This is a genomic window from Mucilaginibacter xinganensis, from assembly GCF_002257585.1.
Taxonomy (GTDB): domain Bacteria; phylum Bacteroidota; class Bacteroidia; order Sphingobacteriales; family Sphingobacteriaceae; genus Mucilaginibacter; species Mucilaginibacter xinganensis.
Map to the genome: position 1 here is coordinate 795,231 of NZ_CP022743.1, position 11,797 is coordinate 807,027.

Below are 11,797 nucleotides of genomic sequence, written 5' to 3' on the forward strand. Positions count from 1 at the left end.
CTGTGCAATAATGAACGAATGAACAAATCAACCCTATGATGAAACGTAAACCACTTTTGCTTATAATACTTGCGGCTGCTATTGGATTAGCCACTACCACACACGATTTTTTCCTGCTGCCTGAATTGTTCTTTATGCATAAGGGCGATAAGCTTAACCTGCATTTATTAAGCGGTGAAGCATTTACCAAAGAGGCCGAGATTGGTTATCAGCCGGCCAAAACCACGCGGTTTATGTTGCATAACGGTTCTAAAAAAATTGATCTAACCAGGGCGGCAAAAGACAGCGCAGCACCGGTATTGAACTACGAGATCTTAAACAGCGGGCAGTCTTTGATCGAAATGACACGGGGCTACGAGTTTAGCTTTACCTCGCGCGATGCTTATGCCGAATTTTTGAACAGTCAGGGTTTGGATAAAATGGCCGAAAAGGTAAAAAGCGGCAACCAGTTTAGGGTTAGGGAAAAATATACCCGCTATTTAAAAACTCTGGTATCGGTAGATAATCATGATGGCAACGCCTATGGAAAGGTACTTAATGAGGATTACGAAATTATTTTAAAGGAGAATCCTTACAATAAGAAATATGGCGATGACATGGTGGGTTTGCTGAAGTTTAAAGGAAAGCCCGCACCCGCGGCTGCTGTAACCTTATATGTTAAGACTACAACAGGTAACGTGTACACACAAAACCTTACCACCAGTACGGATGGCGAAGTAACCTTTAACCTGAGCCGCGAGGGAGTTTACCTGCTGCGCAGCGTAAGAATTGAGCAAACTAAAGATAAGGATGCCGATTATGAAAGCTGGTGGACTTCTTACACATTCCCCTTCAGCAGCTCAGAAGATCTGCCCAATACTTATAAAGAGTTTGGATTTGGAAACAAGCATTAAGGTTAGCGATCAGGAATGCCGTTCACATTTTATTTAATCGCCAAAACCGTTTTTCTCCTGGTACTGCTGGCTAAATGATTTATCAGCTACTTTCGGCATTTCTTTAAAATGTCCCCAGGTCTTTTTGAAGAACATGCGGAGCATCAAATTTTTTGTTTTGCCGCTTAAATAATCGGTGAGCTTGCGGCTAAGCATCCCTTTTTTCCAAAGCGCCCAGCCCCATTTTTCTTTTGTGGTTATCAATTGCTCATTTACCGCATCCCGGCGGTTAAGCAACAGCATTTTATGGATATCTATCTTAACCGGGCATACTTCGGTGCATTTTCCGCATAAGCTCGATGCATAACTCAGGTGCTTAAATTCATCCATCCCGGCCATATGAGGCGTAATAATGGAGCCAATAGGGCCACTATAGGTAGTTTCGTAAGTGTGGCCGCCAATATTCTTATAAACCGGGCAGGCGTTCAGGCAGGCACCACAGCGAATGCAGTACAGGGCCTGGCGCTGGTCTTTTTGTGCGAGCAGGTTGGTACGCCCGTTATCCAGCAAAATCACGTACATTTCTTCGGGGCCGTCGGTTTCTTCACCATGGCGGGGGCCGCTTAAAATGGTATTGTAAACCGTTAAGTTTTGCCCGGTTCCATGCGTGGCAAGCATCGGCCAAAACAGGTCAAGATCCATGATAGAAGGGATGATCTTTTCTATTCCCACCACTGCGATATGTATTTTGGGAAAGGAGGTACTTAATCGTGCGTTGCCTTCATTTTCGGTTATGGCAATGCTCCCGGTATCCGCAATTAAAAAATTTGCACCTGTTATGCCAATATCAGCCTGCACGTATTTGTCTCTCAATAATTCACGGGCTTTCTGAGTAAGCTGCTCGGGTGTAAAATCAAGCGGTGTTCCAAATTTTTCATGAAACAGCTTTGCAATATCTTCTTTGGACAGGTGCATGGCCGGCGTAACAATATGATACGGCTTTTGCCCTAACAATTGCACTATATACTCGCCCAGGTCTGTTTCTAATGATTCAATATGGTTTTGCTCCAGGAATTCATTCATCTGAATTTCTTCCGTAACCATTGATTTTGATTTTACAACAGTTTTGGCACCGGCTTTTTTTATAATGTTCAGGATCTCGCGGTTGGCTTCTTCGGCATCATTTGCCCAGATCACTTTACCGCCGCGTTTTTGAAAATTGGCTTCAAACTCCGGTAATATTTTATCCAGGTTCTCTATCACTTTCCACTTCACCACATGTGCCTTGCGCTTGGTATTCTCCAGGTTAATGATCCTCGCTAACCCCCGGTCCACAGCCGCATCGTACTTACCAATGTTGTAATTGATAATACGACGGTGATCCATATCAAAAGCCTTATCTTCCGAGGTAACCAAAAATTCTTCCGCAGTGCTTCCCATATTTACGAAGGTAGGGAATTGTTAATTAAGTGAGTAGCTGATTGGGTTGATTAAGTTAAACTTTCCATGCTTTAAACTTAATCAACCCGGTCAACCTAATTAACTACTTACTATTTCTTTGCGTCAACCACGGGGCGGGTATCAGCATTCACCAAGTCCCATGCAGTATAAAATACTAACTGGGCACGTTTGGCTAACAGGGGAAAATTTATCTTGCTTACTTCATCGCCGGGCTGGTGGTAATCAGCATGTACGCCGTTAAAGTAAAAGATGATAGGAACACCATGTTTGGCGAAATTGTAATGATCTGAACGCTCGTAGAAGTGATTAGGGTCATTCAGATCGTCATATTTATAGTCTAATTTTAGTTTAGTATAGGCGTTGTTTGCTTTCTCCCCAACCTTGTGCAAATCGGTGCTTAACATTGATGAGCCAATTACATAAACGTAATTTGCAGAATCAGGCTTGCCTATATAGTCAAACCCAACACGGCCAACCATATCAATATTTAAATCGGCGATGGTATTTGCCAAAGGAATAACCGGATGATCGGTATAATACTCAGACCCAAGCAAGCCTTTTTCTTCGCCTACATTCCCTAAAAACAAGATACTGCGGCGCGGGCCGTGTCCGTCTTTTTTTGCTTTTGAAAATGCACGAGCAATTTCCATGATGCTGGTTGTTCCTGATCCGTCATCGTCAGCGCCATTATTTACGCGGTCTTTGGCGCCTTCAGGTAACATGCCGATATGATCATAATGAGCAGATATAACCAGGACTTCGTCTTTAAGTTTAGGGTCGCTGCCCGGAAGGTAACCTAAAACGTCAACTGCTTTTACATTTTTACTTTCGTTAGCGTATGACGTTGAAATGTTAGCACTTATAGTTTGTGTCTGCGGCTTGCCGGTAGCATCAATGGATGCTTTTAACTCTGTATACGTTTTGCCTGAGTTTTTAAGTAATTGATTTGCTACCTCAGGGGTTATATTATAGGCAATAGCAGAGGTTTCAACAGGACCGTCTTTTTTAATAGATAATTGCCCGGCACCTATTTGCCCGCCAAATCTTTTCAAAATATCAGCAACGTTTGGACCTACCGCCAGTATTAGCAACGGGTTTTTACTTCTTAAGAATTTAAGGCGTTTTGAACGGACTGTAGTCCACTCTGATTTTTTATCGGTGCCTGTAATTTTTGATATGCCATTGTTCATTGGCTCGCCATCATTAATATACAGTACAATTTTGCCGGTTATGTCAACGCCTTTTAAATCGTCGTAATTATCAGATTCAATGCCATAGCCGATAAAAACGAATTCACCTGTAAATAAATTTTTAGCGGGCGCAGATCCGTTTGCGTAAAAATCTGTTCCGCTTGCAAATGATTTTCCGTTTACGGTAAAGCTACTCACCTTAAATGCATTCTCGACTAACGGAATGTCTAAAAAATAAGAGTTGCCGTTCACAATAGGCTGGAGGCCTAATGATTTAAACTCATCGGCAATATAATGGGCCGCTTTGTCGGCTCCGGGTTTGCCGGTTTCGCGGCCCTCAAAGGCATCCGAAGCAATGATGCTTAAATGCTGTTTGGCCAGATCGGCATTAATAATCGGCGCATATTTCATGGCGGTTGGGTTTTGCTGCGCGCAAGCCCCAGTTACCAGGCCAATTGAGGCTAATGTTAGTAATAATTTGTTCATATCTAATGGGTCAGTTTGTTTTCTTTAGTTCATGGTTCATGGCAAAAGTGGCGGGTACTTAAGCCATAGGATCAGTTTACTAACAACTAATCTCTGGCCTTTAATCACTCAACAAGATATTTTATCCACCCTGGTTGCGTGCCTGCCGCCTTCAAATTCGGTGCTCAAAAACACTCCTACTATTTCTTTTGCTTCTTCAATAGAGATGTGCCGGGCGGGAATACAAACAATATTTGCGTTATTGTGGCTGCGGGCCCTTTCGGCAAGCTCTTCGTTCCAGCATATGGCTGCGCGAATGCCCTGGTGTTTATTGGCGGTAATAGCAACACCGTTGCCGCTGCCGCATACCAATATTCCAAAATCAAATTCGCCGCTTTCAACAGCTAAAGCTACGGGGTGCGCAAAATCGGGATAGTCTGCGGATGCATTGGAGTAAGTTCCAAAATCTTTCACTTCTTTTACATCAAGCCCCTCAATAAGCTGTTTTTTATATTCAAAACCGGCGTGGTCAGCGCCAATGGCAATCTTTAGCCCTTTATTCATAACATCAAATTTAATAATTATTGAAGGGGGCTAAGGTAAAATTTTTGTGGGAATAAAAGACAATGTGCGGATATGCAAATGTCCGGATAGCGGAAATATTGTAACAGGTATAAACCGAAAATGTGCGGATTTGCGTGAATCAAAAGGACATTTGCAAATCCGCACATCAAGCATCGGAAGTCTTACTAAGAAGCTAATTCTTTAGCCCTGCGTCTTCTTTCAACCACACCGGCAACTATAATACTTAGCTCATATAAAAATAAAAGCGGTATAGCCACAACGGTCATGGTAAGTGCATCAGGTGTTGGGGTAACTATTGCGGCAATTATTAATATTATTACAATAGCATAACGCCTGCTGCTGCGCATCAATTTTGGTGTTAAAAAGCCAAGGCTTGAAACTATATAAACTAAAATTGGCAGTTGGAATACAACACCGGTGGCAAGCGTTAATGTTGCTACTGATGAGATATAAGAGTCGATATCAAATAAATTTTGAATGGTATCACTCACAGTGTAGCCTGCTAAAAACCTGATCGATAGCGGGGTAATTATAAAGTAACCAAACATTACCCCAACAATAAAGAGCAGAGAGGCGTAAAACACGAAGCCGCTGGCTGCCTTTCTTTCTTTTTCGTGTAGGGCAGGCTTTATAAACCGCCACAATTCCCAAAAAAGATAGGGAATCCCTAAAACAAGACCAATCATTAACGATGAATTGATCTTCAGGGTAAATTGTCCTGCCATCTCTGTATTAATCAAATGGACTTTTATGCTCTCCACACAAAAATCTTTGGCGCTAAATAGTTTCGGTAATAAGTTTTGGAACAATTCGCCCATATCACACATCATCCGGTATGCCCAGAAGGTGGTATGGGTTGGTGCCATTATGATATTTTCAAAGATCTCATTATACCAGGCAAAAGCAACAGATGCAAATATAACTACGGCCAGCGCCGCGCGGATAAGGTGCCATCTCAAAGCTTCCAAATGCTCAAAGAATGACATTTCATTTTCTAACGTATTCCCTTTATCCTTTATCGCTTTGATTAGCTTATTACCTATGTTGGCCATGTTGAAAATAAAAAACCGGCTTAAAGCGCACGGAGCATTTTGTATGTTTAATTTTTAAACCCCGGTTGCTTATTCAGAATATTCAAAGGTTTCCATAAACTTGGTTGTGAAGTTTCCTGCACGGAAGTTAGGGTCCTTTAAAAGTTTTAAATGAAATGGTATGGTGGTTTTAACGCCTTCAATAACAAATTCGCTTAACGCACGCTCCATGGTAGCCAAAGCTTCGTCGCGGGTTTGCGCCACACAAATAACCTTAGCAATCATTGAATCGTAATTTGGAGGGATCACATAGCCCGAGTAAACATGTGTGTCTATACGAACACCATGACCGCCCGGCGAATGAAAATTTGTAATTTTTCCGGGGGACGGACGAAAATTATTGAAAGGGTCTTCGGCATTTATACGGCACTCAATAGCATGCAGTATCGGCTCATAGTTTTTGCCTGAAATAGGGATCCCTGCTGCAACTTTTATTTGCTCTTTTATTAAATCGAAGTTAATAACCTCTTCGGTAACCGGGTGTTCTACCTGGATGCGGGTATTCATCTCCATAAAATAAAAGTTCCGATCCTTATCAACCAAAAACTCTACTGTTCCGGCACCTTCATATTTAACAGCCTTTGCTCCTTTTATAGCAGCCTCGCCCATTTTTTTACGCAGCTTTTCTGTCATAAAAGGCGAAGGCGATTCTTCAACCAGCTTTTGGTGACGGCGCTGAATAGAACAGTCACGTTCGCTCAAATGGCAAACTTTACCATATTGGTCGCCAACTACCTGGATCTCTATGTGGCGCGGGTCCTGTACATATTTTTCAAGATACATACCGTCGTTACCGAAAGCAGCACCTGATTCAGCACGTGCACTATCCCATGCATTTTCAAATTCTTCGTCCTTCCAAACAATACGCATACCCCTGCCACCGCCACCGGCAGTAGCCTTTAATATAACAGGATATCCTATTTTTTTTGCGATATTGATACCTTCCTGTACACCGGTCAGCAAGCCTTCCGAACCGGGAATGCAGGGTACACCGGCCTTTTTCATGGTTTCTTTTGCTGAAGCCTTATCGCCCATGGCATTGATCTGTGCCGCAGTTGCGCCAATAAATTTTATGCCATATTCTGCGCAAATAGACGAAAACTTTGCATTTTCTGATAAAAATCCGTAGCCCGGGTGAATAGCATCAGCATTGGTAAGTTCCGCAGCCGAAATAATATTCGGGATGTTTAAATAGGAGTCACGGCTTGGCGGAGGCCCAATACAAACAGCTTCATCCGCAAAACGTACATGAAGGCTATCCCTGTCGGCAGTTGAATATACAGCTACGGTTTTTATGCCCATTTCCTTACAGGTGCGAATAATTCGCAAGGCTATTTCTCCCCGGTTAGCTATTAATATTTTTTTAAACATGTTGTTCTAGTTAAGTGGTTGATTAAGTTAAGAGGCTGATTAGGTTACCGGCCGCTTAATATCAACTTTAAGTTTTATCAGCAAATTATTTTAAATAGTTGACGAGCGAACCACTCACTTAATCAACCATTCAACGTAACCAACTAATTACATTGGTTCAACCAAAAATAGCGGCTGGTCATATTCAACCGGAGATGCGTTATCAACCAGTATTTTTACAATACGGCCTGAAACTTCCGATTCAATTTCATTAAATAATTTCATTGCTTCAATAATGCAAAGCACTGTCCCTGATTTTATTTCGTCGCCAACATTCACAAAAAGTGGTTTCTCCGGACTTGCCGAGCGATAGAAAGTTCCTATCATTGGCGATTTTACGGTGACGTAATGAGAGGTATCGGCTACAGGTGCTGCAGCGGGTACAGCCACGGGAGGCGCTGCAACGTGAGCGGCTAAAGGTGCGGCGTTAACATCAGGTACTGTTGCGTTCACAATGGTTGCAACCTGGTTGGTTTTTATTGTGATCTTAAAGTTTTCCTGCTCTATTGAAACTTCGTTTACTCCTGATTTGGAAACAAAGCGTATAAGATCCTGAATTTGTTTAATATCCATGCTCGGGGGTTAATTGGTTTTGGATAAAGTTATATGATAATGTGCAGATGTGCAAACTTCAAATTCGTGAATTCCGAAGGTGCAAATGTGCAATTGTTTTTTAATTAGTTAATTAATAGTTGGTTTATAAAGGTAAACGATGCCAATTTAATAATGTTTTTGTTTTGAAATGTTAGCGGTGCAAAATAAGAAAATTTAAATCATTCGCACACCAATCATTCGCACATTTACACATCAGTAGGCCCATTTTAAATAGATTGATCCCCAGGTGAAGCCACCGCCAAAAGCAGCCAGGATCAGATTGTCGCCTTTTTTAAACTTATCTTCCCACTCCCATAAACAAAGCGGAATTGTTCCGTTAGTGGTATTGCCATACCTTTCAATGTTTATAATAACCTTATCGGCAGTAACACCTGTACGGTTAGCGGTGGCGTCAATAATGCGTTTGTTAGCCTGATGTGGCACCAGCCATGCAATATCGTCTGCATTAAGATGATTGCGTTCCATCACCTCGGCAGCTACATCGGCCATTTTGGTTACCGCAAATTTAAAAACTGCCTGGCCTTCCTGGTAGGCAAAGTGCTCAAGCGCGTCTACTGTTTCATGCGTTGCCGGTTTTACCGAGCCGCCTGCCTTTTGGTGCAGGTATGCCACCCCGGAACCATCGCTCCTTAAGATAGAATCGATAATGCCGTTTCCTTCCTCATTGGGCTCCAGCAGCACCGCGCCGCAGCCATCCCCAAAAATAATACAGGTGGCACGGTCTTTATAATTGGTTATTGACGACATTTTATCGCCGCCCACCACCAAAACTTTTTTATGCTTGCCGCTTTCAATAAATTGCGAAGCGGTTGCAAGGCCAAATAAAAAACCTGAGCAGGCGGCCTGCAGGTCATAACCCCATGCATTCTTAGCCCCAATTTTATCAGCCAGTATGTTTGCCGTAGCAGGAAAAACCCTATCGGGTGTAGTTGTGCAAAAAATAATCAGGTCAAGTTCATCAGCACCTATCCCACGTTTTTTTAACAATGCCTCAACAGCCGGAACGGCCATGTCTGATGTACCCAGCCCTTCTCCTTTTAGTATTCTTCGTTCTTTAATACCTGTACGCGTAGTTATCCACTCGTCATTAGTATCTACCATTGTTTCCAGCTCCTTGTTGGTTAGTATGTAATCGGGTACGTAACCATGTACAGCTGTAATAGCAGCATGAATTTTACTCATTTTTGTTTTTTTACTCTAAAGTATTGCTGATGTAAGGTGTGAAAATCTCAAATGTGCGGACTAAAATTATAAAATTATTTTATATCTGCATCGGCATTCTCAACATCCCTGAACCTTTACATTAATAAGCCCATTTTAAATAGATCGATCCCCAGGTAAATCCACCGCCAAAGGCAGCGATTATAAGGTTGTCGCCTTTCTTGAATTTATCTTCCCACTCCCACAAGCACAACGGCAATGTCCCGTTTGTTGTGTTACCGTATTTTTCAATATTTATAATCACCTTATCGGCGCTGACACCGGTGCGGCTTGCCGTTGCATCAATAATACGCTTGTTGGCCTGGTGCGGCACCAGCCATGCAATATCATCTGCTTTCAGGTTATTGCGTTCCATAACTTCAGCAGCAACTTCGGCCATATTGGTTACCGCAAATTTGAACACGGTTTGCCCTTCCTGGTACAGGTAGTGTTCTCGGTTGTCAATTGTTTCGTGCGAAGTTGGTCTTGCCGATCCTCCTGCCTTTTGATGCAAAAAGGGAAGCCCGGCCCCATCACTCTTTAAAACAGAATCAATAATTCCGTTTCCTTCGTCATTTGGTTCCAATAAAACCGCACCGCAGCCATCGCCAAAAATAATGCAGGTTGCACGGTCGGTATAATCAATCATTGACGACATTTTATCGCCGCCAACTACCAATACTTTTTTATGCTTGCCGCTTTCAATAAACTGCGAACCTGTTGCCAGGCCAAATAAGAAGCCTGAACAGGTAGCCTGCAAGTCGTAACCCCAGGCATTTTTAGCCCCAATTTTATCGGCCAATATGTTTGCTGTGGCAGGGAATACACGGTCCGGGGTGGACGTGCAAAATATGATCAGATCAATTTCATCGGCACCGATGCCGCGTTTTTTTAGCAAGCCATTCACAGCGGGTACTGCCATGTCTGAGGTGCCCAATCCTTCGCCCTTCAGTATCCTTCGTTCCTTGATACCTGTACGGGTGGTTATCCACTCATCATTGGTATCCACCATCGTTTCCAGTTCGTGATTAGTTAGTACATATTCGGGCACGTAACCATTCACAGCTGTAATAGCAGCATGAATTTTGTTCATTCTCAATATTCTTTACTGGAAAGCCAGTTTTATTTTATCTGTAAGGCCACTCTCAATCATGTTTTTTGAAAGCAGTACCATGTTTTTTATAGCCTCCGGATTTGATATGCCATGGCCAACAACTACAGGCGCATTAATCCCTAATATTGGGCTGCCCCCGTATTGTTCATAATTAAACCGGTCAAAAAACTCATCCTTTAATTTCCGCTTCAGGGTAACTACATAAAACGACTCGGCAAGTTTCAATATCACATTACCAGTAAAGCCGTCGCAAACAAAAACGTCAGCATGGTCGCCAAATAAATCACGGCCTTCAACGTTACCGGTAAAATTGATAAGTTTCGATTCCTTCATCAGTTGCCAGGCGGCAATACTCAGCAGATTTCCCTTTTCCTCCTCCTCGCCGATGTTAATTAATGCAACGCGCGGATTGGCAAGGCCATACACATGCTGCACAAATAAACTGCCCAACACCCCAAACTGTAATAAATATTCAGGTTTGCAATCAGCGTTGGCACCCACATCAATTAAAATACCCAAACCGCCTTCCAGTTTGGGTACAAAACTTGCTATTGCCGGGCGTAAAATACCCGGAATGGATTTCACGCTAAACATAGCACCTACCAGCATAGCACCGCTATTACCGGCTGATGAAAATGCGTCGATGGCGCCCTCTTTAAGTAATTTAAAACCAACAGAAATACTGGAGTCGGTTTTTTGAACAATTGCTTTTGTAGGGTGCTCGCCCATACCTATCACTTCTGTTGTATGTACAAAATCGAAATGATCAGGACTGAAATTATTTTCCTGAAGTATGCTTACAGCTTGGTCTTTATCGCCAATAAGCACCAGTTTCTGGTCGGCAGTTAAAACTTTATAAGCTGCAATTGCCCCTAAAACGGTTGCTTTGGGAGCGTAATCACCGCCCATAATATCTAAGCCAATCTTCATACCAGAAAATTAAACTTAAGCTACAGCTGCTTTCTCAATCAGTAATTTACCGTTGTAATATACATTACCGTCAACAGTATAAGCTCTGTGAGGTAAATGTACAGCACCTGTAGTTTTGCAGGTAGTAAGGGTTGGCGCTACTGCATTATCATGCGTTCTGCGTTTATCTCTCCTTGATTTGGATATTTTACGTTTTGGATGTGGCATAAAACCTGGTATTTATATTTATTTAATCTTTTTGAGCGCATCCCACCGTGGGTCTGCCTGCTCATCTTTTTCTGTATTTGCCGAAAGCTTATTTAAGCTGTCAAGCATTTCTTTATCACAATAGGGATAGTTCCCTTCGTTATCACATACGGTTATAAACGGCAACGCTACGTTTATGTATTCATAAATCAACCCCGCTATATTGATCTCGTGATCATTTTTAGTAAGGATGATAATCTCTTCGTCGTCACCAATTTCCTCTTCGCTAAACTTAGCTACCTGTTGTTCGTGTATATCCACCGGTTGCGGATATTGCGCCAAACACCTGTCGCAGTTTGAATCAATTGTACCGGTGATCTGAAAATCCAGGATGATCATAGTCTCCTGCTTTTCCAATTCTACCCTGCAATTTAGGTCGGCTTTTTTTACCAGCGAATATTCAAATGCGTCGAAAAAAGCATCGTCAACAATATACTCAAACTGGTGCTTCCCCAGTTTCAGGCCGGTAAACGGAATCGAATAATTTCTTAGCGATTTCAATGAGCAACAATTAGCCCGCAAATGTAAGGATTAAATTGAGAATTGAAAAGTGTTTTTTTAAATAGAGAAATCAGCCTATGGAATCACAGTTTTTAAACGGAAAAACTTGTTGTTTAA

At 42.3% G+C, this 11,797-nt stretch carries 12 protein-coding genes; 1 reads left to right on the forward strand and 11 read right to left on the reverse strand.

Annotated features, from left to right (window positions below):
* Positions 1-35: 35 nt before the first annotated feature.
* Positions 36-893: a DUF4198 domain-containing protein gene (locus tag MuYL_RS03520; RefSeq protein ID WP_094569211.1), complete on the forward strand. Its 858-nt coding sequence runs from the start codon at positions 36-38 to the stop codon at positions 891-893.
* A 33-nt stretch (positions 894-926) separates the two neighbouring features.
* On the opposite strand, the gene MuYL_RS03525 is transcribed toward MuYL_RS03520, so the two are convergent.
* From MuYL_RS03525 to MuYL_RS03575, 11 genes are all read right to left on the reverse strand, one after another.
* The gene (locus MuYL_RS03525) at positions 927-2,312 is read right to left on the reverse strand and encodes a LutB/LldF family L-lactate oxidation iron-sulfur protein (protein WP_094569212.1); all 1,386 of its coding nucleotides are present in this window, start codon (positions 2,310-2,312) and stop codon (positions 927-929) included.
* A 110-nt stretch (positions 2,313-2,422) separates the two neighbouring features.
* Positions 2,423-4,009 (reverse strand): M28 family peptidase, encoded by a 1,587-nt coding sequence (locus MuYL_RS03530; RefSeq protein ID WP_094569213.1) that lies wholly within the window; start codon positions 4,007-4,009, stop codon positions 2,423-2,425.
* A gap of 108 nt (positions 4,010-4,117) precedes the next feature.
* Complete coding sequence (gene rpiB, locus MuYL_RS03535; protein ID WP_094569214.1) at positions 4,118-4,552, reverse strand: ribose 5-phosphate isomerase B; 435 nt, start codon at positions 4,550-4,552, stop codon at positions 4,118-4,120.
* A 185-nt stretch (positions 4,553-4,737) separates the two neighbouring features.
* Positions 4,738-5,625, reverse strand: coding sequence for a twin-arginine translocase subunit TatC (gene tatC / locus MuYL_RS03540; RefSeq protein ID WP_094569215.1), 888 nt, complete (start codon positions 5,623-5,625; stop codon positions 4,738-4,740).
* Between the two features lie 69 nt (positions 5,626-5,694).
* Entirely contained in the window at positions 5,695-7,035 is a 1,341-nt protein-coding gene (gene accC / locus MuYL_RS03545) for an acetyl-CoA carboxylase biotin carboxylase subunit (protein ID WP_094569216.1), read from the reverse strand.
* Positions 7,036-7,182: 147 nt separating this feature from the next.
* On the reverse strand, positions 7,183-7,647 hold the full coding sequence (accB, locus tag MuYL_RS03550; RefSeq protein WP_094569217.1) for an acetyl-CoA carboxylase biotin carboxyl carrier protein: 465 nt from the start codon (positions 7,645-7,647) through the stop codon (positions 7,183-7,185).
* 234 nt (positions 7,648-7,881) lie between these two features.
* Positions 7,882-8,871 (reverse strand): beta-ketoacyl-ACP synthase III, encoded by a 990-nt coding sequence (locus MuYL_RS03555; RefSeq protein ID WP_094569218.1) that lies wholly within the window; start codon positions 8,869-8,871, stop codon positions 7,882-7,884.
* Positions 8,872-8,992: 121 nt separating this feature from the next.
* On the reverse strand, positions 8,993-9,982 hold the full coding sequence (locus MuYL_RS03560; protein ID WP_094569219.1) for a beta-ketoacyl-ACP synthase III: 990 nt from the start codon (positions 9,980-9,982) through the stop codon (positions 8,993-8,995).
* 12 nt (positions 9,983-9,994) lie between these two features.
* Entirely contained in the window at positions 9,995-10,933 is a 939-nt protein-coding gene (plsX, locus tag MuYL_RS03565; RefSeq protein ID WP_094569220.1) for a phosphate acyltransferase PlsX, read from the reverse strand.
* Between the two features lie 15 nt (positions 10,934-10,948).
* Positions 10,949-11,140, reverse strand: coding sequence for a 50S ribosomal protein L32 (gene rpmF, locus MuYL_RS03570; RefSeq protein WP_073407314.1), 192 nt, complete (start codon positions 11,138-11,140; stop codon positions 10,949-10,951).
* 18 nt (positions 11,141-11,158) lie between these two features.
* Positions 11,159-11,680 carry a YceD family protein gene (locus MuYL_RS03575; protein ID WP_094569221.1) on the reverse strand — a complete coding sequence of 174 codons (522 nt, stop codon included), beginning with the start codon at positions 11,678-11,680 and terminating at the stop codon, positions 11,159-11,161.
* Positions 11,681-11,797 lie beyond the last annotated feature (117 nt).

Coding starts and splice junctions, on each gene's coding strand:
- MuYL_RS03520 (WP_094569211.1), top strand. CDS start 36: ATGATGAAACGTAAACCACTTTTGCTTATAATACTTGCGGCTGCTATT.
- MuYL_RS03525 (WP_094569212.1), bottom strand. CDS start 2,312: ATGGGAAGCACTGCGGAAGAATTTTTGGTTACCTCGGAAGATAAGGCT.
- MuYL_RS03530 (WP_094569213.1), bottom strand. CDS start 4,009: ATGAACAAATTATTACTAACATTAGCCTCAATTGGCCTGGTAACTGGG.
- rpiB (WP_094569214.1), bottom strand. CDS start 4,552: ATGAATAAAGGGCTAAAGATTGCCATTGGCGCTGACCACGCCGGTTTT.
- tatC (WP_094569215.1), bottom strand. CDS start 5,625: ATGGCCAACATAGGTAATAAGCTAATCAAAGCGATAAAGGATAAAGGG.
- accC (WP_094569216.1), bottom strand. CDS start 7,035: ATGTTTAAAAAAATATTAATAGCTAACCGGGGAGAAATAGCCTTGCGA.
- accB (WP_094569217.1), bottom strand. CDS start 7,647: ATGGATATTAAACAAATTCAGGATCTTATACGCTTTGTTTCCAAATCA.
- MuYL_RS03555 (WP_094569218.1), bottom strand. CDS start 8,871: ATGAGTAAAATTCATGCTGCTATTACAGCTGTACATGGTTACGTACCC.
- MuYL_RS03560 (WP_094569219.1), bottom strand. CDS start 9,982: ATGAACAAAATTCATGCTGCTATTACAGCTGTGAATGGTTACGTGCCC.
- plsX (WP_094569220.1), bottom strand. CDS start 10,933: ATGAAGATTGGCTTAGATATTATGGGCGGTGATTACGCTCCCAAAGCA.
- rpmF (WP_073407314.1), bottom strand. CDS start 11,140: ATGCCACATCCAAAACGTAAAATATCCAAATCAAGGAGAGATAAACGC.